Source organism: Rhodovarius lipocyclicus, assembly GCF_009900765.1.
GTDB classification, from domain to species: Bacteria; Pseudomonadota; Alphaproteobacteria; order Acetobacterales; family Acetobacteraceae; genus Rhodovarius; species Rhodovarius lipocyclicus.
Genome location: NZ_JAAABL010000024.1, coordinates 31,710 through 52,621, shown reverse-complemented (window position 1 = coordinate 52,621; position 20,912 = coordinate 31,710). Strand labels below are relative to the sequence as shown.

At 68.7% G+C, this 20,912-nt stretch carries 23 protein-coding genes, 1 tRNA gene and 1 pseudogene; 16 read left to right on the top strand and 9 right to left on the bottom strand.

Annotated features, from left to right (window positions below):
• Positions 1-359: 359 nt before the first annotated feature.
• From GT007_RS15060 to rfaE1, 6 genes are all read right to left on the bottom strand, one after another.
• Positions 360-1,103, bottom strand: coding sequence for a ComF family protein (locus GT007_RS15060; RefSeq protein WP_236571683.1), 744 nt, complete (start codon positions 1,101-1,103; stop codon positions 360-362).
• 33 nt (positions 1,104-1,136) lie between these two features.
• A complete protein-coding gene (locus tag GT007_RS15055) occupies positions 1,137-2,693 on the bottom strand; it encodes a rhodanese-like domain-containing protein (protein WP_160122447.1) in 1,557 nt (518 codons plus the stop codon).
• Positions 2,690-3,304: a cysteine dioxygenase family protein gene (locus GT007_RS15050; RefSeq protein ID WP_160122446.1), complete on the bottom strand. Its 615-nt coding sequence runs from the start codon at positions 3,302-3,304 to the stop codon at positions 2,690-2,692. Before GT007_RS15050 ends, GT007_RS15055 begins: the two co-directional genes overlap by 4 nt.
• A gap of 46 nt (positions 3,305-3,350) precedes the next feature.
• Complete coding sequence (locus GT007_RS15045) at positions 3,351-3,749, bottom strand: VOC family protein (protein WP_160122445.1); 399 nt, start codon at positions 3,747-3,749, stop codon at positions 3,351-3,353.
• The gene (locus tag GT007_RS15040; protein WP_160122444.1) at positions 3,749-4,228 is read right to left on the bottom strand and encodes a DUF1178 family protein; all 480 of its coding nucleotides are present in this window, start codon (positions 4,226-4,228) and stop codon (positions 3,749-3,751) included. Before GT007_RS15040 ends, GT007_RS15045 begins: the two co-directional genes overlap by 1 nt.
• Before the next feature lie 82 nt (positions 4,229-4,310).
• On the bottom strand, positions 4,311-5,726 hold the full coding sequence (rfaE1, locus tag GT007_RS15035) for a D-glycero-beta-D-manno-heptose-7-phosphate kinase (RefSeq protein WP_160122451.1): 1,416 nt from the start codon (positions 5,724-5,726) through the stop codon (positions 4,311-4,313).
• Positions 5,727-6,033: 307 nt separating this feature from the next.
• On the opposite strand from rfaE1, the gene GT007_RS15030 reads away from it, so the two are divergent.
• From GT007_RS15030 to GT007_RS15010, 5 genes are all read left to right on the top strand, one after another.
• On the top strand, positions 6,034-6,615 hold the full coding sequence (locus GT007_RS15030; RefSeq protein WP_160122443.1) for a YqaA family protein: 582 nt from the start codon (positions 6,034-6,036) through the stop codon (positions 6,613-6,615).
• Positions 6,616-6,787: 172 nt separating this feature from the next.
• Positions 6,788-8,995, top strand: coding sequence for a phage/plasmid primase, P4 family (locus GT007_RS22470; protein WP_236571682.1), 2,208 nt, complete (start codon positions 6,788-6,790; stop codon positions 8,993-8,995).
• A 20-nt stretch (positions 8,996-9,015) separates the two neighbouring features.
• The gene (locus GT007_RS15020; protein ID WP_160122442.1) at positions 9,016-9,195 is read left to right on the top strand and encodes a hypothetical protein; all 180 of its coding nucleotides are present in this window, start codon (positions 9,016-9,018) and stop codon (positions 9,193-9,195) included.
• On the top strand, positions 9,192-9,500 hold the full coding sequence (locus GT007_RS15015) for an HNH endonuclease signature motif containing protein (RefSeq protein ID WP_160122441.1): 309 nt from the start codon (positions 9,192-9,194) through the stop codon (positions 9,498-9,500). The genes GT007_RS15020 and GT007_RS15015 overlap by 4 nt, the downstream gene beginning before the upstream one ends.
• 228 nt (positions 9,501-9,728) lie before the next feature.
• The gene (locus GT007_RS15010) at positions 9,729-11,273 is read left to right on the top strand and encodes a terminase large subunit (RefSeq protein ID WP_201451933.1); all 1,545 of its coding nucleotides are present in this window, start codon (positions 9,729-9,731) and stop codon (positions 11,271-11,273) included.
• A gap of 47 nt (positions 11,274-11,320) precedes the next feature.
• On the opposite strand, the gene GT007_RS22955 is transcribed toward GT007_RS15010, so the two are convergent.
• Together GT007_RS22955 and GT007_RS22950 are read right to left on the bottom strand one after the other, a co-directional pair.
• Complete coding sequence (locus GT007_RS22955) at positions 11,321-11,491, bottom strand: YodC family protein (RefSeq protein WP_160122439.1); 171 nt, start codon at positions 11,489-11,491, stop codon at positions 11,321-11,323.
• 69 nt (positions 11,492-11,560) lie between these two features.
• The gene (locus GT007_RS22950; protein ID WP_408015554.1) at positions 11,561-11,716 is read right to left on the bottom strand and encodes a YlcI/YnfO family protein; all 156 of its coding nucleotides are present in this window, start codon (positions 11,714-11,716) and stop codon (positions 11,561-11,563) included.
• A 148-nt stretch (positions 11,717-11,864) separates the two neighbouring features.
• On the opposite strand from GT007_RS22950, the gene GT007_RS15000 reads away from it, so the two are divergent.
• The 7 genes and pseudogenes from GT007_RS15000 to GT007_RS22945 form a co-directional block, all read left to right on the top strand.
• Positions 11,865-12,251, top strand: a complete 387-nt coding sequence (locus tag GT007_RS15000) for a hypothetical protein (RefSeq protein ID WP_160122438.1) — start codon at positions 11,865-11,867, stop codon at positions 12,249-12,251.
• Positions 12,252-12,340: 89 nt separating this feature from the next.
• Entirely contained in the window at positions 12,341-13,084 is a 744-nt protein-coding gene (locus GT007_RS14995) for a hypothetical protein (protein WP_160122437.1), read from the top strand.
• Positions 13,081-13,428, top strand: a complete 348-nt coding sequence (locus GT007_RS14990; protein WP_160122436.1) for a hypothetical protein — start codon at positions 13,081-13,083, stop codon at positions 13,426-13,428. The genes GT007_RS14995 and GT007_RS14990 overlap by 4 nt, the downstream gene beginning before the upstream one ends.
• Positions 13,406-14,674 (top strand): phage major capsid protein, encoded by a 1,269-nt coding sequence (locus tag GT007_RS14985; protein ID WP_160122435.1) that lies wholly within the window; start codon positions 13,406-13,408, stop codon positions 14,672-14,674. Before GT007_RS14990 ends, GT007_RS14985 begins: the two co-directional genes overlap by 23 nt.
• Entirely contained in the window at positions 14,674-15,210 is a 537-nt protein-coding gene (locus tag GT007_RS14980; RefSeq protein ID WP_160122449.1) for an HK97 family phage prohead protease, read from the top strand. The genes GT007_RS14985 and GT007_RS14980 overlap by 1 nt, the downstream gene beginning before the upstream one ends.
• Complete coding sequence (locus tag GT007_RS14975; protein ID WP_160122434.1) at positions 15,207-16,361, top strand: phage portal protein; 1,155 nt, start codon at positions 15,207-15,209, stop codon at positions 16,359-16,361. Before GT007_RS14980 ends, GT007_RS14975 begins: the two co-directional genes overlap by 4 nt.
• Positions 16,358-17,356: pseudogene (locus GT007_RS22945) on the top strand (tyrosine-type recombinase/integrase); the annotation flags it as partial. The gene GT007_RS14975 and the pseudogene GT007_RS22945, both read left to right, overlap by 4 nt.
• Positions 17,357-17,507: 151 nt before the next feature.
• Here the strand turns inward: GT007_RS22945 and GT007_RS14965 are convergent.
• Positions 17,508-17,583 (bottom strand) — tRNA-Phe (locus GT007_RS14965).
• A gap of 188 nt (positions 17,584-17,771) precedes the next feature.
• On the opposite strand from GT007_RS14965, the gene GT007_RS14960 reads away from it, so the two are divergent.
• Genes GT007_RS14960 through GT007_RS14945 form a run of 4 tightly spaced genes read left to right on the top strand, consistent with a single transcriptional unit; the run spans position 17,772 to position 20,728 of the window.
• The gene (locus GT007_RS14960; protein WP_160122433.1) at positions 17,772-17,921 is read left to right on the top strand and encodes a hypothetical protein; all 150 of its coding nucleotides are present in this window, start codon (positions 17,772-17,774) and stop codon (positions 17,919-17,921) included.
• A gap of 10 nt (positions 17,922-17,931) precedes the next feature.
• Entirely contained in the window at positions 17,932-18,684 is a 753-nt protein-coding gene (locus GT007_RS14955; protein WP_160122432.1) for a hypothetical protein, read from the top strand.
• A complete protein-coding gene (locus tag GT007_RS14950; RefSeq protein WP_160122431.1) occupies positions 18,681-19,751 on the top strand; it encodes a toxic anion resistance protein in 1,071 nt (356 codons plus the stop codon). Before GT007_RS14955 ends, GT007_RS14950 begins: the two co-directional genes overlap by 4 nt.
• Positions 19,748-20,728 (top strand): Bug family tripartite tricarboxylate transporter substrate binding protein, encoded by a 981-nt coding sequence (locus GT007_RS14945; protein ID WP_160122430.1) that lies wholly within the window; start codon positions 19,748-19,750, stop codon positions 20,726-20,728. The genes GT007_RS14950 and GT007_RS14945 overlap by 4 nt, the downstream gene beginning before the upstream one ends.
• Positions 20,729-20,912 lie beyond the last annotated feature (184 nt).

Sequence of the window (20,912 nt, the reverse complement as noted above, 5' to 3'; positions counted from 1 at the left end):
CGGCGACTGTCCATGATCGATACAGGCTTCCAGGGCATCGCTCCGCTCCCGCGAAACTCTCACCCAAAAACCGTCAACCATCTCTCCGAACATCAGTCAGGGATGTGTCCGGTCTGAACACCCCCGAGACCCCCACCGAGGGGCCCTGCCCCTCGGCTCCCCGCCAAAGGCCGAAAGGCCCTTGGAACCCATCAGATTGGCGCCTTACCTTGGCAGGTGGGGCACCATTTTCATGATAAAAATCAATGGGAAAAACCTTCCCAGGATCAGCGCCCAACTGCTCTAGGTCCAGGACCGAGCACGGTCCTGGCGGGGGTCCAGGGGGCGGCGCCCCCTGGTGGGGGCCCGCTGCCCGTGCCCTACCCCCGCAGCGGCACCCGCGCCGCCGCCAGCACATCCACCCGCGCGGCCCCGGCGGCCAGCAGCACGGCGGCGCAGGTCTCGGCCGTGGCGCCGGAGGTCAGCACATCGTCGATCAGCAGCACGCGCTGCCCTCGCACCCGCGCGGCGTGGCGCGGGGCCAGGCGGATGGCGCCATCCAGCTCCGCCCGGCGGGCGATGGCGCCGAGCTCCCCCAGGGGGCGGGTGGCGCGGGTGCGGCGCAGCGCGTCGGGGATGCTGGGCTTGCGGGCCAGCCGGGCCAGGTGGCGGGCCAGCAAGGCGGACTGGTTGTAGCGCCGCGCCAACAGCCGGCGCCAATGCAGCGGCACCGGCAGCAACAGGTCGGCCTCGCGCAGCAGCTCGGCCCCGGCGCGGGCCATGTGGCGGGCCAGCGGCAGGGCGAGTTCCGTGCGGTCGCCGTGCTTCATCGGCAGGACCAGGGCGCGCGCGCCGTCATCGTACAGCAGCGCCGCGCGGGCGCGGGCATACAGGGGCGGGCGGCGGTCGCAGGCCTCGCAGATGTCCAGCCCCGCATGCGGCAGGGGGATGCCGCAGCGGCGGCAGAGGGGCGCCACCGCGAAGGTCAGCTTGCGGAAACAGGCGGCGCATTGGGTGCCCTGCTCCAGCACCGGCGCCTCGCAGGAGAGGCAATGGGGGGGCAGCGCCGCGTTCAGCAGCCCCCCCAGCAGCCGCCTGAACCGTGACCCGCCCTGCTGGATCACGTCCCGGGCCCCGCCGGGGGCGCGCTTGGCCCTCTAAAGCCGGCCGAAGCCAGCATCGCCGTCGCGCTCCACCTCATGCACCAGGTCGATCTCCCAGGAGAGGTATTCGCGCATCGCCTCCTCGATGCCGGAGTTGCGGTCATAGGGCCGCAGGTAGAAGTCGATGCAGGCGGCATCGTCCGGCACCAGGCGGTCGGCCTCCAGCCTGTGGCCGGCGGCGGCCCAGGCGGCGGTGCCGCCCGCCAGCACCCGCACGGGGGCGGAGGTCAGCGCCGCCAGATCGGCGGCGGCCAGATGGGCCAATGCTTCCCGCGGGGCGGTCACGACGACCAGCGGCACGCCCGAAGGCGGGGCCGAGAGGCGCGACCGCACGCCCCAGACCGCGCCGGGGATATGGCCGTCGCGGAAGTCCACGCTGCGCGCCAGGTCGATCACATGCGCGCCCGGCCGGGCCGCGAGTTCCGCCACCGTGATGGTGGGGGCGGGCGGCACGGCGGGGATGGGCTCGGGGCCGGTTTCCAGCGTGGTGTCACCCGCGCCGTCCAGCACGAACACCTCCCACCCGCCCAGCAGCCGCAGCCAGGCGGCGGACATGCGGGCGCGGGCGCCGTCTCCGAGATCGGTCAGCACGATGCGCGCCCGGCGCACCGCCACCCACTGGTCGGTGGCCTGGATCAGCTGCCCGCCCGGGGCGTGGCGGAAACCCGGCAGATGGCCCGCGCCGTATTCCTCGGGCGCGCGGACATCCAGCAGATAGGTGGTGCGGGAGGTATCGGCCCGCAGCGCGGCCAGTTCGGCCGCGCCGATGGTCTTCACCCCCGTCTCGCGCGCGAAGTTGCTGGCGCGTTCCAGTGCCAGTTCGGCCCCGGGCGGGGTGCCCGGGCTGTAGCTGGCGGTCTTGCCGCGATCGCAGGAAAAGCCCGCCAGCTCCCAGCCCATGGTGCCGTTGCGCAGCGCCACGATCCGGTTCGGCACGCCCGCGCGGCGCAGGCTCTCGGCGCCCATGATGCTGCGGGTGCGGCCGGCGCAGTTGATGACGATGGTGGTGTCCGCATCGGGCGCGAATTCGCCGATGCGATAGACCAGCTCGCCGCCCGGCACGTTCACGGCACCGGGGATCGACATGCGCCGGTATTCCTCCAGCGGGCGGCTGTCGAGGATCACCATCGGCTGGCCGGAATCCATCAGCGCCTTGAGTTCGGGCGGGTCCAGGCTCTCGGTGCCGTAATGGTGCTCGGCCCATTCGCCGAAGGCCTTGGAAGGCACGTTGACGCCGGAGAACAGCACATGGCCGGCGGCCTTCCAGGCCGGGCCGCCGCCCTCCAGCACCTGCACGTCGGTGTAGCCCTGATGGGCCAGCCATTGCGCCAAGGTGGTGGCGTAGCCCTCCCCGCCATCGGTGCAGACGATGCGGGTGGCGCGGCGCGGCACCAGCTTGGGCGCGCGCAGCTCCTTCTGCGACAGCGGGCAGGGAATGGCCCAGAACAGGTGGGAACGGCCGAACTCACCTTCCTCGCGCGCGTCGAGAATGGCGAGTTCCTCACCGCCCCCGATCCACGCCTTCAGCGTGGCCGGGGAGACCTGCTTCATGCGCCCGCCTGTTGCGTCGGCTTCATGAAGTTCTTGTTGTAGGGCACGATCTCGCCGGTATCGGCCATGTACGCCTTGCGGCCGTCCAGCTTCTCCAGCGCCAGCCCGTACATGTGCAGGTGGCGCGTGGGCACGGCGCCCGTGGTGTGGATGGAATGGATGGCATCCGGCATGAAGGCGATGCCCCGGCCGGGCTCCACCATCACCTCATGGTCCACGACCAGCGCGCAGCGCTCGGGGTCGGAGCCGTCATCGGTGCGGCGATAGACCTTGTTCAGTTCCTGCCCGTCCACGGCGACGACCACGGCCCAGGTGGTGTGGTCGTGGGGCTTGGTCTCGTTGCCGGGGTTCAGCGCGTTCAGATACAGCGCGAAGGTGCCGCCATCGTCCATCTGCATCAGATAGCGGTTGCTGCCCTTCTCGCCATTCGGCGGGGGCGGGAATTCGGCGGCGGGGAACAGATGCTCCTGCGCCGCGAGCTTCATCAGCTCCTCACGGAACTTCGCCAGGCTGGCGGGCGTGACACCCTCGGCGGCCTCGATGGCGCGGATGCGGTCCACGGTGGCGGCCACATGGGCAGCCCGGGCGGCCTTGATATCTGTCGCGTTCATTGCGCGTCTCCCCTATTCGGTCGGGCAGCATAAGCCCGCGCCGGGTTCAGGCGGAAGGGGCCGGTTCGTCATGGCACACGAAGCACAGCTTGTTGCCGTCCGGGTCGCGCAGATAGGCCGCGTAGTAATGGGGGTGGTAATGGGGGCGCAGGCCGGGCGGGCCCTCGCACACGCCGCCCAGCGCCAGGGCGCGGGCATGGGCCGCATCCACCGCGCCCCGGCTGGGGGCCAGCAGCGCCACCATGGTGCCATTGCCCGGTGTGGCCGGCTGGCCGTCGAAGGGCATGGTCAGGATGAACAGCGGCCTGGCGTGGTCGGGGTGTTTCCAGGCCACCCAATCGGGTTCCAGGAATTTCCGCGCCAGCCCGATCTCCGCCAGCACCGCGTCATAGAAGGCGGCTGCGCGCTCCACATCGGCGGTGCCCAGGCAGATGTGGCTGATCATCAGCCGTCCGCCCGCGGGATCCAGGGGATATTGCCCACCTCGATGCCTTCCTCGCGCAGGGCCTCGGTCTCCTCGGGGGTGGCCTCGCCGTAGATGCCGCGCTCCTCGGCGTCGCCGTAATGGATGCGGCGGGCTTCCTCGGCGAATTCGGGGCCGACATAGTCGCAGTTCTTCTCAACCTCGGCGCGCATGCGCTGCAGCAGGGCGACGAGCTGGGCGGGCACGGCCTTGGGCGTGGCGGCCTTGGCGGGCATGTCCGGGGGGGCGGGGGCGGCGGTCATCGGCACGGCCTCGGGCCGGCCCTTGGCGCCTGGCACCTTGGCCACGGAGGGCGCCATCAGCGCCTTCTCCACCTTCGCGGAACCGCAGACCGGGCAATCCACCAGCCCGGCGCCGGCCTGCTTGTCATAGGCCTCGCTGTTGCGGAACCAGCTCTCGAACTCATGCCCTGCGTCGCAACGCAGCGTGAAGCGGATCATCTCCTTGGCACCCTGAAAATATGCAGTTCTCGAACTGACATATAGCGTGCCATGGCGGCACTTCGAGGGCCAGCGGCGCGGATCAGCGCCCCTGTTGCGCCCTTTGCACCAGGGAGGTGGTGGAGCGGCCCGGCAGCAGGTCCAGCAGCACGGTCTGCCCGCCCCAACTGGCCACCTCCGGCGCGCCCACCACCTGGGCGATGCTGTAGTCCGCGCCCTTGAACAGGCGGTCGGGGCGCAGCGCCAGGATGGCTTCCAGCGGCGTGTCCTCGGCGAAGCCGATCACGGCATCCACGGCGGCCAGCGCGCCGATCACCACCGCGCGGTCCTCCAGCGGGTTCAGCGGGCGGGTGGGACCCTTCAGCCGCGCGACGGAGGCATCCTCGTTCAGCGCCACGATCAGCCGGTCGCAATGCCGGCGCGCGGCTTCCAGCATGCGCACATGGCCCGCGTGCAGCAGGTCGAAGCAGCCATTGGCGAAGCCCACCCGCAGGCCCTGGCGCTGCCAGTCCCGCGCCAGGGCGGCGGCCTGCGGCCAGGTCAGGGTGACGCCGCCCGATCCTTCCTGGCGGCGCAGCGCCAGTTCCAGTTCCGCCACGGAACAGGTGGCGGTGCCGAGCTTGCCCACCACCACCCCGGCGGCCGCGTTGGCCAGGCGCATGGCCGCGCCCAGAGACCGGCCCGAGGCCACGGCCAGGGACAGCGTGGCGATGGCGGTGTCGCCCGCGCCCGAGACATCGAACACCTCATGCGCCTCCGCGGGCACCGACAGGGCCGGTGCGTCGCGGGGGACCAGCATCATCCCCTTCTCGCTGCGGGTGACGAGGATGGCCGCGGCATCCACCTGCCCCAGCAGGGCGCGGGCCGCGGCCTCGCATTCCATCGAGGACGCGACGGGCAGGCCCGTGGCCTCGGCCAGTTCGCGGGCGTTGGGGGTCAGCGCGTCGGCACCGGCGTAATGGGTGTAGTCGCGGCCCTTGGGGTCCACCAGGCAGGGCACGCCGGCCCGCTTGGCCAGGGCGATGGCCTGGGCGGCCAGCGCCGGCGTCAGCACGCCCTTGCCGTAATCGGACAGCACCAGCGCCCCGGCCCCCGGCAGGGCCGCGGCCAGCGCGCCCAGCAGGGCGGCCTGTTCCTCGGTGGTCGCGGGGGCGGGGTCCTCGTCATCCACCCGCACCACCTGCTGATGGGCCGCGATCACGCGCAGCTTGCTGGTGGTGCGCCGGGCGGAGGGGATCAGCCGCGCGGCGGGGCCGAGCAGGGCGGAGAGTTCGGCCCCCTCCGCATCCTCACCCACCAGGCCGATGATCGTGACCTGCCCGCCGAGCGCCAGCAGGTTGCGGCCCACATTGGCGGCACCGCCGGGCATGCTGTCCGTCCGGCGGCTGCGCACCACGGGCACCGGCGCCTCGGGCGAGAGCCGGCCCGCATCGCCGTACAGGAAGCGGTCCAGCATCACATCGCCCAGCACGACAACGCGCAAATCGGAAAAATTCAGCATGCAAGGGCTGTAGCAGAGGGGGCGCCGCCGGGCCAGCGCGGGCAGGCCATGCCCGCCACCGGCAAGGAATTGGTCATGCCCGCCATGGCACAGAGGCCAAGGGGAGATTCCACATATGAATGCCTCATCATGAAAACCGTGTTCCGGCCTGGCCCGGCGGCGACGGTTTCGCCGAATCCTCGCACGGAATCCCATGCAGCGGCTTGCAAGCGTCACTATTGAGTGGAGAGTTGCGTCGGCTGATGCCAGCCTCTCTGAATCTCACGGCCTGGTGATCAGGCAGCCTACCGGCAAAGCGGAGTTCATGTTCACCTCCTGGTACCAACGGCTCCTCGCTCTCTCCTCCTCCCGCAAGGCCACCTGGTGGATGGCGGGGCTGAGCTTCACCGAGAGCAGCATCTTCTTCATCCCCCCCGACCTGCTGCTGGTGCCCATGTGCGTGGCGCAGCGGCAAAAGGCGATGTGGTTCGCCCTGGTCTGCACGCTGGCCAGCGTGGGCGGCGGGGTGCTGGGCTATTATGTCGGGCGGGAGCTGTTCCATCTGGCCGCCGTGCCCATCCTGGAATTCTACGACGCCATGGGCGCGTTCGAGACGTTCAAGGAACACGCGGCCCATTGGGGCTTTCTGGCGATCGCGCTGAAGGGGCTGACGCCCATTCCCTACAAGGTGGTCGCCATCGCGGTAGGGGCCGTGGAGTTCGGGATGGGCAAGTTCATCCTCGCCTCCATCATCGGGCGCGGATCGCGCTTCTTCCTCATCGCGTGGCTGTGCCAGCGCTATGGGGACCAGGCCTCGGACTTCATGGAACGGCACGGCAAGCTGAGCTTCGCGCTGCTGATGGCCGTGGTGATCGGCGGCATCTTCGTGGTGCCGATGATCGACTGACCGCGAATGGCCGGAGGAGGGATGGGGAGTGGTGCCCGGAGCCGGGGCTATTCGCACCCGCAAATCCAAGTAGTTAGCGGAAAGTGGGATGCTTCCCAACCTCTTGATATTGCTACTTCTAGCATTGAAGGTGTCCCACTCCAAGACCTGATTTCTTGGCAGGACGCCGCACATGCCTGACGGTGTTCCCTACCAAGCCCTCATCGGGCCCGTAGCGCGCCAGTTGCTGGGCGAGCCCAACAAGCAGCTGTCCTCCCGCGATGAAATGCGCTTCGGAAGTCGCGGCAGCCTGGTGGTTCGCCTTCACGGGCAAGCCGCTGGCACATGGTTCGACCATGAGGCCAACCGGGGCGGCGGCGTGCTGGACCTGGTGCAGTGGAAGCTGGACCTCGACAAGGCGGCCGCCGTCGAATGGCTCAACGGGCCTCAGAAGGCCCAGCCCGAGAAGCGGCAGCAGTCCCACGGGGGCGGCGCTCGCCTTGGCAAGCTGGTGGCCGCCTACGACTACATCAGCGCCGATGGCGAGCTGCTGTTCCAGGTTACCCGCCACGACCCGAAGGACTTCAGGCAGCGCCGACCGGACGGAAAGGGCGGGTGGCTATGGGGTGTGAAGGGGGTGGAGCTGGTGCCCTACCGCCTGCCCGAGCTGCTCGCCGCGCCCACGGACGTGCCCGTGTTCATTGTGGAAGGCGAGAAGGACGTGGACCGGCTGCGCGGTCTCGGCCTGGTGGCGACCTGCAACCCAGGCGGCGCCGGCAAATGGCGCGCCAGCTTCGCGCGCTGGCTCAAAGGCCGGCACATCATCATCCTGCCTGACAACGATCAGGCTGGCCGCGATCATGCCGCCGCCGTCGCCCAGACGGCCGGCGCCCAGAGCGTCCGCATCATCGATCTGCCCGACCTGCCCCCGAAGGGCGATGTGTCGGACTGGGTCACTGCGGGCGGCACAACCGAAGCCCTTATGAAGCTGGCGGACGCGGCCGCGCGGGCGGCGCCGGCCGAAACTCCCAGCCAGCAGCCGACCTCCGGCGAACCGACCCTCTTGACCGAACACGGGGTGGCCATGGCATTCACCGAGCGCTTCCGCGACCAGCTCCGCTACTGTCACGACACCGGGGCTTGGTTCCAGTGGACCGGCACCCACTGGCAGCGCGATCGTAAGCATGCCGCCTTCAGCTTCGCGCGCGAAGTGACGGCCGACGCCAACCGCGATGCGGACATGAAGGCGAAGGCCATCACCGGCCGCGCTGCCTTCTCCGGCGGGGTCGAGCGCTTCGCCCAGCGTGACCCCGCTCATGCCGTCACCAGCGAAGCCTGGGATGCTGACCCCTATCTGCTGGCCACGCCTGGCGGTGTGGTGGATCTCCGCACGGGCCGCATGCGCCATGCCAAGCCTGCGGACATGATGACCCGCATCACCGCCGTGGGGCCCGACCGCCAGGGTGGCCCGCCGGCGCGCTGGCTCCACTTCCTCGATGAAGCAACCGGCCACGACGCTGCGCTGGCGACCTTCCTTCAGCGCTGGTGCGGCTACTGCCTCACGGGCGACACGAAGGAACACGCCCTGCTGTTCGGCTATGGGCCGGGCGGCAACGGTAAGTCCGTGTTCCTCAACACCGTAGCGCGCATCATGGGCGATTATGCCGTCGTGGCGGCCATGGACACCTTCACCGCCTCCCTGGGCGACAAGCACCCGACCGACCTGGCGATGCTGCGCGGCGCCAGGCTGGTGACCGCCACGGAAACCGAGGAAGGCCGGGCCTGGGCTGAGTCGCGCATCAAGCAGATGACGGGCGGCGACCCTATCACCGCGCGCTTTATGCGGCAGGACTTCTTCACCTTCACGCCGCAGTTCAAGCTGACCCTCGTGGGCAACCACAAGCCGGTGCTGAAGAACGTGGATGATGCTGCCAAGCGCCGCTTCAACATCGTGCCCTTCCTCCATCAGCCCGCCACGCCTGACCGCGAGCTGGAGAGCAAGCTGCGGGACGAATGGCCCGCCATCCTCGCCTGGATGATCGAGGGCTGCATGGCATGGCAGGCCGAGGGCCTGACCCGGCCGGCAGCGGTGCAGGCCGCCACGGATGAGTATTTCGAGGTGCAAGACCACTTCGGACGCTGGCTGGCCGAATGCTGCATCCTTGACGACACCCTGTTCACCAAGCCGACGCACCTTCTGTCCAGCTTCCAGCAATGGTGCCGTGAGAACGGGGAGCCGGACAGCGACAACCGCCGTCTGCGCGGCATGATCGAGCGGACGCCCGGCCTGCGCTACGCCAAGGTGCGTGGCGACCGCTTGGTGCGAGGTATCGGGCTGCGACCCTCCGAGTCCGACCAATGGGGGGCAGGGGGGCGCGGTAGGGCGGGGTCAGACCATTGATCGCCCACACGCGCGCACGCATGGAAAAGGAAGCGGGGAACCCTACCCCCCCCTGCCCCCTCTATACCATCGAGGGCATCGCCGCCCGGCTGGCCCGCCTGTCGCCCAGCCACCGTGACCCCGAACAGTTCCACATCGACAAGTCCGAGCTGCTGGCCGAGCTGCGCCGCCTCGCACGCACCATCAGGAGGGGCAGATGAGCGACCCGTTCTATCGCAGCAAGGAATGGCACAGGCTTCGGACCATCGTGCTGAAGCGCGACCCGACCTGTCGCACGCCTGGCTGTGGCCGCCAGTCCGTGGCCGTGGACCACATCCTCCAGCGCAGCAAGGGCGGCGCGGACCACCCGTCCAACCTGCGCGGCCTGTGCACCCAATGCCACAACCAGCGGCGGCAGGGTGGTGAGCCTCGGGCCTGGTGCGACACCGATGGGCGGCCGAGGCAGGCCGGGCACTGGTGGAACAGGCCGCAGAACGGCCTCAACCCGACCCGGGGGAAGCCCTGATGCTCGCATCAAAATCTCTCCAAAGGGGGGGCCAGACCGTCAGGGCAAGTCAGCTTTTAGTTAGTTCGGATTTTGTGAAATTCGGCCAAAATCAGGTGGTTGTGGCGGTCATGCGGAGCGGAGCCGATGGGTAAGCGTGGCCCCGGCGCGAAGCCTCCCAAGGTCAAAGAGGGGGCGAAAGCGGACCTTTTTGCGGTCTCGGGCGTCACCGCTCCCCGGACCAATGTCGTGCCAGGCCGCCCCAACTGGGAAGCACCCGGCATATCGCGTCCGGAACGGCTCATTCGGTGGATCGAGGGCCTGAACGTCACCTCCGGCGCGCTGGCGGGGCAGCCGCTGGTCATGCGCCAGTGGCAGCGCGAGATCCTGCATGAGCTGTATGCCACCGGCCCGGATGGCCGGCGCATCGTCCGCACGGGCGTTATCAGCATGGGCCGGAAGAACGGTAAGACGGGCCTCGCCGGCGCCCTCGCGCTCGCGCATCTCTGTGGGCCGGAAGCGGTGCCGCGCGGCCAGGTGCTGTCGGCGGCGGCTGATCGTGGCCAGGCGAGCCTGGTCTATTCCGAGCTGCGCGCCTTCGCGCTGGAACAGCCGCAGCTGCGCGACCGGCTGGTGTTCCGCGACTTCAACCGCACCGTCGAGGACGTGAAGACGGGCAGCGTGTTCGCCGCGCTTTCGGCGGATGCCCGCAAGGCGCATGGCCTGTCACCCACTTTCGCCATCGCGGATGAGGTGGCGCAGTGGCGCGGCCGCGACCTGTTCGACGCCCTGGCGACGGGCGCCGGCGCCCACGCTGAGTCGCTGCTGCTGGCCATCTCCACCCGCTCGCCCGACACGAACAACCCCCTGGAAGAGCTGCTACGCTACGGCGAGGGCGTGGCGGATGGCACCATTCCCGACCCCACCTTTCGGTCCTTCGTGTGGACCGCGCCCCTGGATGCTGACCCCTGGGCAGAGGAAACCTGGGCGGCGGCCAACCCGGCGCTGGGGGACTTCCGGAGCCTGGAGGACGTGCGAAGCCAGGCGATGCAGGCCAGGCGGGTTCCCAGCAAGGAAGCGTCCTTCAGGGCCTTCACGCTGAATCAGCCGGTCGCGCCCGATGATCGCTTCATTCACGCGAATGACTGGGACGCCTGTTCGGGCGATGCCGAGGCCCGGGGGCCTTGCTATGGCGCGCTCGACCTATCCTCTGGTGCGGCCGACCTGACGGCGCTGGCCCTGTTCTGGCCGGAGACGGGCAAGCTGACCGTGCGCGCCTTCCTGCCCGATGCCGACCTGGACCGGAAGATGCAGGAGGACCGCGCGCCCTATCGCGAGTGGATCAACCGCGGCCTGGTGGTGCCGATGCCCGGTCGGGCCATCGACCGCCCTTGGCTGGTCACATGGATCGCGCGAGAGACGGAGGGCCTGGAGCTGGCCGCCGTGGGGCATGACCGGTGGGGCTTGAAGGATCTGCAGGCGGTGATGGAGCGCGAGGGCGTGACCCTGCCGCTGAAGGAGCATGGCCAGGGCTTCAAGGATATGAGCCCTTCCATCAACGCCTTCGAGGCCGCCGTGCTGAAGGAGGAGCTGTGCCACGGTGGCAACGCCCTGCTGCGCTGGGCGGTGAGCAATGCCGTTGTAGATACCGACCCGGCCGGGAACCGGAAGCTGACCAAGGCCCGGGCGCACGGCCGGATTGATCCTCTGATCGCGTCTGTGATGGCAATGGGACTGGCAAGCAGGGAGCCACCGGCACCGAGCTTTGAATTCACCGGATTAGTACTAGGGTAAAGGCGAGAGTCGGCTCCATCGAAACCGCCCTCTCGCCTACTTCGGCATTAACTGTGCTTCTTCAGCATATCCTGAAGAAATGCAGCGGTGTTAACTTCACCGTTACCAAACCACGTGCAGTTAATCCAAATTTCTCCACTGCTCTGATTCACCGAATGCACCGTCATCAGTGGTCCACCTGAATTAAGCTTTACGATATCGCCAACCTTTAAACTCATCTCTAAGTCTCCTGCTTCCCCTGCAGGCGGCCTAGCAAACTGAATATACGATTCGCCAGTGCTGCGGCGTCATTTGTCGCCATCTGTCGTCATAGCTTGCAGCTCTCTAACGATAAGGCGCTCGATCCACTGAGCCATTGTGCGCCCATCCGCTTTGGCCGCCGCCTCTATCTGAGCCTTGAGCTCGGGCTTAACCCTAATTCCAATACTAGCAGTTCTTGTCATGCTATCATCTACCAACAATGCTAGTTGACGGGACGTCATCGCCTCACCTATCTACCATCATTGTTGGTCGATTGCCAGCATCGGCCGAGTGCGGAGTAGCAGCTCCCCACCCGGCCTAACCTCAACCCGAAGCTGGAGCTTTCGGATCATGGCTACTCGCGCCCATAGCACGCCCGCGCCGGACGACACATATCACGGCCGCCGCAGCATCAATCCCGCCGACCTCGATGCCTTCGTAACGCCGCTGCTCTACGGCACACAGATACTCTCCATGCTCGCCCCCACCATCGCTGATAACAGCGAAAGGAGAGAGGCTTTAGAATGGTTTGCTCTCTTCCTGGAGTATAGGGCGCGGGAACTTGATGCGTTCACCAGCGGGCATCGGCCCAAGTTCCAGACCGATATCGAGTTTCGGGAGCGTGCCACTGCGCTGGATGCGCTCCCGACCCAGGAGGAAGCCCACGCGGCCCTGCTGGCCGATCTCGCGAAGCACAGCGACGTCGAACGGAAACAGCGCCCGAGGTCAGCCGCCTAGGTGCCTTTGAGGGCTCCGCCCCCATCGCAAAGCTTGCGGAACGGCGCATCGACGTGCTTTAAGTCAGTTACTGTAGCAATCTAGGAACCATGGCACGCCGTCGCCGCGACACACCGCCGGAGCTTTTCACCAGTGCGGAGCTGGCTTCGGCGGCGGGCCTGACGGTCCGTAACGCGTTGTATTTGGGAGCAAAAGGCTTGTTGCCGGAAGCGGAGCATGACGACATCGAGGGGAGCGCCAAGCTCTTCGATATCCGCGCCCTCCACCGTACCGCCATTGTCGGTGCGCTACATGCCGGCGGCGCCGAGCTGCTGCTTGCCGCGCGACTGAGTAACGCTGTAGTGGAGGGATTGGAGCAGACCTACGGTTTTATTCCTTCCCAGCTCAAGGAGTTTGACCCATCGGGCCGAGTTTTCTTCTCGGCCCGCGATCACGACATTCGTAACGACTATTGGTTTCACCAGGCGCTTTGCCGTGCCGGCGTCTACCGGCCGGGCAAGACGCACAGCAACGATGTCGTGATCGAGATTGTGAACCGGCGCTACGGCTTCGTCCGGCCCCTGGGCGGGCCGCCCCCGGCCACGCCTAACCAGGACGCGGAATTCTGGATCACGGGCTGGGAGCGGGGAAGCGAGGCTACCCTTCAGACCGTTTTTGCTGCGGTGGACCAGGCCGGCGGCTGGGGCACTCCTGAGGGTGACGCCACCTGGAAGACGATCCGCGAGGAATTCGGCAACGCCCGCAGCAATGCGCTGGCCACCCTCCAGATCAATGCCAGCCTGGCCATCCGGACCGGTCTGGACCGCCTGGCTGAACACCGGGGGGACGCATGAATTCCGCCCCCTCCATCGTCGCCTTTGAGCCGCTGCTGACCGCGCTGCCGCCCGCCGGCACGCAGTCTGACGTGGCAAGGCTGACCGTCGAATTCGGGCCGCTGGTGATCTCGGGCATGCGCCTCTGCATCAGCGACCGAGGTAGCTTCTTCTTCCGGCCGCCGAATACGCGCCGGGGGGATGATCGCGTGATTTTCCGGCCTGGGCAGGAGCGTACAGCACTGCTCACCGAAGCCACACACATGCTGCGCCAGCGTCTCGCTGCGCGCTCCGCTGAAACGCCGGTCGCGACGGCTTCTCCCTACCTGGAGACCGCGCCCGATGACCCTCCGCGCACTTCTTGAACGCCGCGCCGCCCTCTCTGCCGAGCTGCGCCAGATCCACGACGCCGCCGGCGAAGCCGACCTCAACACCGAACAGCGTGCCCAGTTCGACAAGCTGAAGGGCGAGCTGGACACGCTGAACACTCGCATCGACCGCCAGGCCGTGCTGGACGATGCCGAGCGCCGCGCGGCCGGCCAGCCGCTGGGCACCGGGGATCGCCAGCTTGACGCCCTTCTGGATGGCGTCGGCATCCTGGACGCCATCCGCGCGCAGATGGGCGGCACCGACCAGGCCGCCGGCCGCGCCCGCGAAGCGAGCCAGGAAATGGAGCGCCGCTCCGGCCGGAAGGCGCAGGGCGTGTTCTGGCACATGGGCGCCCCCGCCGAGTCCCGCGTGCTGACCACCACCACCCCGGGCGGAGGGCCCGGCGGCACGCTGATCCCGACCGACTACCGGCCGGACCTCTTCATCGAGCGCCTGCGGAACACCACCCGCGTGCGCGGCCTTGGCGCCACGGTGCTGAGTGGCCTGACCGGCAACGTCACCATCCCGCGCCGCAAGGGCAGCGTCACGGCCGGCTGGGTGGCCGAGAACACCGCCCTGACCGCCTCAGACCCGCAGTTCGAGAGCATCGGCCTGTCGCCCAAGCACGCCGGCGCGATCATGGAATGGTCGCGCAACATGACCCAGCAGAGTTCGCCTGATGTCGAGGCGCTCGCCCGCAACGACATGGCGCAGGTGCTGGCCGAGACGCTGGACGGCGCCGCCATCAATGGCAGCGGCAGCGGTGCCCAGCCTCGGGGCATCCTGAACACCTCGGGCATTGGCAGCGTGGCCCTGGGCACCAACGGCGGGGCGCTGACCCTCGATGCTGTGTCCGATCTGATGGGCCAGCTCGATGACGCCAACGCCAGCGGCACGGGCTTCCTGACCAACACGAAGGTGGTCCGGGCCGCGCGGAAGCTGAAGGATGGCCAGGACCGCCCCTATGGGCTGAGCGTGGTGTTCCAGGGCAGCCCGCCGGCCGTCAGCAACAACGTGCCGTCGAACCTGACGAAGGGCACCGGCACCGGCCTGTCGCCGCTGATTTACGGCAACTGGTCCGACCTGCTGATCGGCATGTGGTCCGAGCTGGACATCCTGGTGAACCCCTACGAGTCCACCGCCTATGCCAAGGGCAATGTTCAGATCCGCGCCATGCTGACCTGCGATATTGCCGTGCGGCATCCGCAGTCCTTCGCGGCCATCACGGACATCATCGCGTGATGGTCCCGGCCCGCTTCCCGAACGGCACCGAGCGCCGGTTCGCCACCGAATATCGGGCGGCGGGCCGGAAGCTGGAGGGTTATGCTGCCGTCTTCGGGGAGGCCGCCCGCATCGGCGGCTTCTCCGAAGTCATCCAGCCGGGCGCGTTCTCGCGCAGCCTGGCCGCCGCCACGGACATTCTTGCCCTGGTGGACCACGACCCCGGCAGGCTGCTGGGGCGCACCTCATCCGGCACCCTGCGCCTGGCGGCCGATAGCCGTGGGCTGACCTTCAGCCTGGACGTGCCCGATACCGCCCTGGGCCGCGACATGCTGGCCCTGGCGGAGCGCCGCGACCTGGGCGGCATGTCTTTCAGCTTCATCGCCAAGCGTGACCTGTGGCCCTCGGCCGACAAGCGCGAGCTGGTGGATGTGGACCTGCTAGAAGTCAGCATCGTGCAAGCGCATCCGGCCTATGCGGGCACCAGCGTGGCGGCGCGCAGCGCGGGCCAGGCTGGGGCCGCGTGGCGCCGCCGCCTGGTGGAGGTGCTGGCATGATCCGTTCCGCCTGGAACCGCCTCACGGGCCGCCAGGAGGCCCGCAGCGCCGGCAGCAGCCCGCCGGGCTTTGCCGCCGCCTTCGGCATCACGCCCACGGCTGCCGGCCATTATGTGACCCCCCACACGGCCGAGATGAACCTTGCGGCGGTCATGGCCTGCATCAACGCCATCGCCTCGGTGCTGGCGAGTTGCACGCCCCGCGTCTACCGCATCGTGGACAAGGGGCGGGAAGAGTTGCCCAACCACCCGGTCACGCGCCTGACCATCCGCCCGAATGACGATCAGACCTGGCCGGACATGATGGAATGGATGGTCGCGCAGGTTCTTCTGCACGGCAACGCGGTGCTGGCCATCGACTATGACGGCGCCGGCCGGCCGCTGGCGCTGCGCCCCCTGCCCTGGGGCAAGGTGCAGGTCTATCAGCTCATGTCCGGCCGCCTTGTCTATGACGTGGTGGAGGATCACGGCCGGGCCCGCCGCTACCTCTCAGGCGAGGTATTCCACCTCCGCGACCGGAGCGACGATGGGTTGCTTGGCCGCAGCCGCATCAGCCGGGCGCGGGAAGTGCTGGGCAGCGCCATCGCCCTGCAGGACTTCACCGGGTCTCAGTGGCGCAACCAGGTGACGCCCTCGGGCGCCATCAAGTTCCCCGGCTCCCTGGGGCAGGACATGTTCACGCGCCTGCGCACGCAGTTCACCCAGGGCTTCGCGGGCACGCACAACGCCGGCAAGGCCCTCATCCTGGAAGGGGGGGCAGAATGGCAGCCCTTCGGCGTCTCCCCGGAGGATGCCGAGGTGCTGAACAGCCGGCGCTTCACCGTCGAGGAAATGTGCCGCCTGTTTCAGGTGCCGCCGCCGATCGTGCAGGATCTGAGCCACGGCACGTTCACCAACAGTCGTGAGGCCGGCCGGTGGTTCGCCCAGTTTACCCTGGCGCCCTGGCCGCGCCTACTCCGGCGCGAGCTGGCCGCCTCCTACCTGGGCATGTCGCCCTCGGCCTTCGATGCTGAGCGCCGCGCGGAGCGCATGCCGGCGCCGATCCGCGTCACGGCCGGGATAGAGGCATGGGACAAGGCCGACCTCGATGGCTGGATCGAGGATAAGCGCGTGGCGCAAGGTGCGACGCCGAACCCCTGGGACGATGCATGATCGAGCTGCTGCGCACATACCGGTATGTGGTTCAGGACGCTGACCGTCACGGCAACGTCCGGGTCTACCTGCGTGTGCCTGGCAAGCCCAAGGTTCGACTGCGCGCGCAGCCTGGCACGGACGCATTCGAGGCCGAGTATCGCGCCGCCCTGGAGGCGAAGCCGGCGAAGAAGGGGCGTGGGAAGCCTGCGGTAGGCACCGTGCTGCCAGGCAGCATCGATGACTTCTGTATCGCCTACTACAGCTCGGCCAGCTTCAAGAGCCTCGCCCCGCGCTCGCAGCATGTGAAGCGCCTGATCCTGGACAAGTTCCGCGACGCCAACGGCACCAAGCCTGCGGCCCGCATGGAGCGACGGCACTTCCTGAAGATCCGGGATGACATGGCCGACCGCCCCGAGGCCGCCAATGGCCTGCTGAAGGCCCTGCGCGCGGTGTTCAGCGTAGCGGAGACGAATGGCAAGATCGCCGCCAACCCCGCGCTGCGCGTGCCTTATCTCGCGAGCAACAACCCCGATGGCTACCACACCTGGACAGTGGATGAGGTCGAGCAATTCGAGCGAGCGCACCCCTTGGGTTCCAAGGCTTATCTCGCCCTTGCCCTGCTGCTCTACACCGGCCAGCGCCGCAGCGACATCATCACTCTGGGCCGCCAGCATCTGCGCGACGGCTGGATCAGCTTCACGCAAGTGAAGGGCCGCCGGCGCCGGCCGGTTCGGCTGAGCCTGCCCGTAGTGTCGGAGCTGGTGGAAGCCATCGAGGCTTGCCCTTCCACCGGCCTGACCTTCCTGGAGAGCGAAAGGGGTGGCCCGTTCCAGGCCGATTCCTTCGGCAACCGCTTCCGCAAATGGTGCCGTGATGCTGGCCTCCCGCACTGCTCCGCGCATGGCCTGCGGAAGGCGGCTGCGAGCCGCCTGGCGGAGCGCGGCGCGACGGCACATGAGATCATGGCCATCACTGGCCATCGGACCCTAAAGGAGGTGCAGCGGTACACGCAGGCGGCAGCGCAGCGTGTGATGGCGGCCAGCGCTATGGCGCGGCTGTCTCAGGCGTCAGCCGCAAACGAAAAAGTCCCACCCAGCGCTGGCACGCTGAAGTGGGACAATAACGAACTAGAACCTATTGATAACAAAGGAACTACAAAATGCATGGTGCCCGGAGCCGGAATCGAACCAGCGACACTGCGATTTTCAGTCGCATGCTCTACCAACTGAGCTATCCGGGCGACGGGCCGGGAGATACAGGAACCCTCCTGATCCTGTCCAGCCCCCCTCCCCTCCTTTTCAGTCGCGTGACCGTTCGCGGGCCGGCGGGGCGGGCCCGGCGCCCATTATGGTCGCCCGTTCACGCAATGGCTTGATGCCGCCCTTCGCAAGGGCGATGTAAGCGCCGTGCAGCAATGGGCGCGATCGCATGGGCAAACGCCGCCGTGGGGAGAATTCGGAACGGGCCCTGGCGCCGCTGCTGCCGGGCCTGCCGCGCCCGCTGCGCTACGCGCTGGGCTTCGGCCTGATGACGCTGTGCCTGTGGCTGCCGGCCTTCATCGCCCTGTTCCGCCGGTGAGGATGCGCGCATGAACCCCTTCTGGCGCGGCTGGCGCGTGTGGCTGGTGGTGGCCTTCGGCTGGCCGCTGGCGCTGGACCTGCTCATCAGCCTGTTCGCCGGCCGGCCGACCAGCCTGGTGGGCTCGGCGCTCGGCCTCGGCCTGCTGGTGCTGGCGGCGACGCGGCTGGGCCGTGGCCGCCGGGGGGATTCCCGCCGGGGCGCCCTGCTGGTGGGCGTGGCCGCCGCCGTCGCGGCGGGCATGGCCGCGCACCTGCACCCGCTGGCCGCGGTGCTGCTGGGCTTCGGCGCCTTCGCCGGCGCCCGGCTGCTGACCGAGGACCTGCCGGAACAGGCGCCGGAACCAGCCCCGGCCCCGCCGCCCCCGCCTCTCAGCACACCGCCGCTCAGCACTTGGCCGCCCGCGCTGAAACAGGCCGAGACGCGCCTGGCGGCGCTGCACGCCCGCGCCCTGGCCCTGCCCACGGGCGGGAATCTCGACCGCGGCGTGCTGGCACTTTCAGAGTTGCTTATGGATATTGCGCGCCGCCCGGATTCGGCCGATGAAGCGCGCCGATTCCTGAATATGCATGTGGATGGGCTGGAACGCATGGCGCAGCGGCTGGAAGCCGGGGCCGAACCGCCGGAGGGCATGGCCCCCCTGCTGTCCGAGATCGCCACCGCCGCCCAGGACTGGCGCGCCCGCCTACGCGCCCAGGAAACCGAGGCGCTGGACATCCAGGTCAAGGTATTGAGCGAGCGCCTGCGGGAGGAACGCCCATGAACGACATCCAGACCGCCCCCCAGACCGACCCTGCGCGCGAGGCCGCCATCGCGGGCCTGGCCGCCCAGATCGACCTGGCGGAGCCCGCCACCATCCTGCGTTTCGGCGCCGCCACCCAGACCCGCGCGCAGGAAGCAGCCAACGCCATGCTGGAAGGCGCCAAGAACGCCGAGACCGGCGAGGCGGGGCAGAGCCTGAACGCCATGCTGGCCGCCCTGCGCGGCTTCGACGTGACGAAGCTGGGCGAGAAGCCCGGCCTGGTCGCCCGCCTGTTCGGCCGCGCCAAGGCCGGGGTCGGCTCCATCGTCATGCGGTATGAGACGGTGCGCGGCCAGATCGAGAGCATCGGCGACAAGCTGGACCACCACCGCACCCGCCTGCTGGAGGATGTTGAGCGGCTGGACCGCCTCTACACCGCCACGCTCGAATGGTTCCATGCCCTGGCGGACCATATCGCCGCCGGCGAGCTGGCCCTGAAACGCGCGGACACCGAAACCATCCCGGCGCTGGAGGCCGCCAGCACCGGCCCCGACCCGCTGGCGCCGCAGAAGCTGCGCGATGCCCGCGCCGCGCGCGACGAACTGGACCGGCGCGTGCATGACCTGCGCCTGACGCGGCAGGTGGCGATGCAGGCCCTGCCCTCCATCCGGCTGATCCAGGAAAACGACAAGGCGCTGTCGGCGCGCATCCAGTCCGTGCTGGCCAACACCGTGCCGCTGTGGCGCCAGCAGCTGGCCCAGGCGCTGGCCATCCATCGCATGAAGGAAGCCGGCGCCGCCGTGAAGGCCGCCACCGACCTGACCAACCAGCTGCTGACCGCCAATGCCGAGACCCTGCGCCAGGGCAATGCCGAGGCGCGGACCGAACTGGAACGCGGCGTGTTCGACATGGACGCCGTGAAGCGCGCCAACGCCGCGCTGGTGGGCACCATCGAGGACAGCCTGCGCATCGCCGAGCAGGGCCGCACGGCCCGGGGCCAGGCGGTGCAGGAACTTGCGATGTGCGAGGCCGAGATCCGCCGTGCCCTGACGGCGGCCAAGGCCCGCACGGAGCCGGGAAAACAGTGAAAAGCAAGGAACACGACGACATGCAGCTATCGCGCCGAGTCATCCTGGGTGCCCCACTGGGTCTCGCCACCCCCGCCCTGGCCCAGAGCGGGCCGATCCGGCTGGTGGTGGGCTTCCCGCCGGGCGGCAGTACGGATCTGGTCGCGCGGCTGCTGCAACCGGCGATCGCCCAGGCCTATGGTGTGGCGGTGGTGGTCGAGAACCGGCCCGGTGCCTCGGCCGCGCTGGGCGCGCAGGTGGTGGCCCGCGCGCCCGGCGACGGCAACACCTGGGCCGTGGTGTTCGACACCCATGTGGTGAACCCGGTGCTGATCCCGAATCTGGGCTTCGACACCAAGCGCGACCTGGCGCCGGTGCTGCTGGTGGGCACCACGCCCAACCTGATCATGGCCCACAAAACCCGCCCCTGGCAGAACTGGCAGCAGCTGCTGGAAGCCGCCCGCGCCCGGCCGGACACCATCACCTATGGCACCATCGGCAATGGCAGCCTGGCGCATCTGGGCATGTCCATCGCGCAGAAGAACGGCAATTTCGTCGTGCAGCACGTGCCCTATCGCGGCGGCGGGCCGCTGGTGACGGCGGCCGCCACCGGTGAGGCCGACCTGTACGTGACCACCCCCACCGCCTTCGCCACCCCGCTGCGCGAAGGCATGGTGCGGCCGCTGGCCTCGGCCGGGGCGGAACGCTTCGCCGGCGCGCCGGATGTGCCGACCCTGGCCGAGCTCGGCATCCCCGGGGTGGACGCCCGCGCCTTCTGGGGCGTGCTGGCCCCCGCCTCCACGCCGGAACCCATCCGCAAACGCATGGAGGACGTGCTGCGCGCCGCCCTGCAAGGGCCGGAACTGCGCGGCCGGCTGACGGAACAGCTGGGCGTGAAGGTCTCGGGCGCCGGGGCGGAGGAATTCGGGCGCTTCCTGGACGAGCAGATGGAAACCTGGGCGCGGGTGGTGCGGGAATACAACATCCGGCCGGATTGATGGGGCGCTTCCAGGGGGCCCTGCCCCCTGGACAAGCAACAGGCCAGGGGGCGCCGCCCCCCAATCCTCCTTTTGGGACCCCCGGCAGGAGCCGAAAGGCCCCTGCACCCCATCCGTTTGGCGCCTGACCTTCGCAGGTGGGGCGCCTTTTTCATGATAAAATTTAAGCGGAAACTCCTGCTCA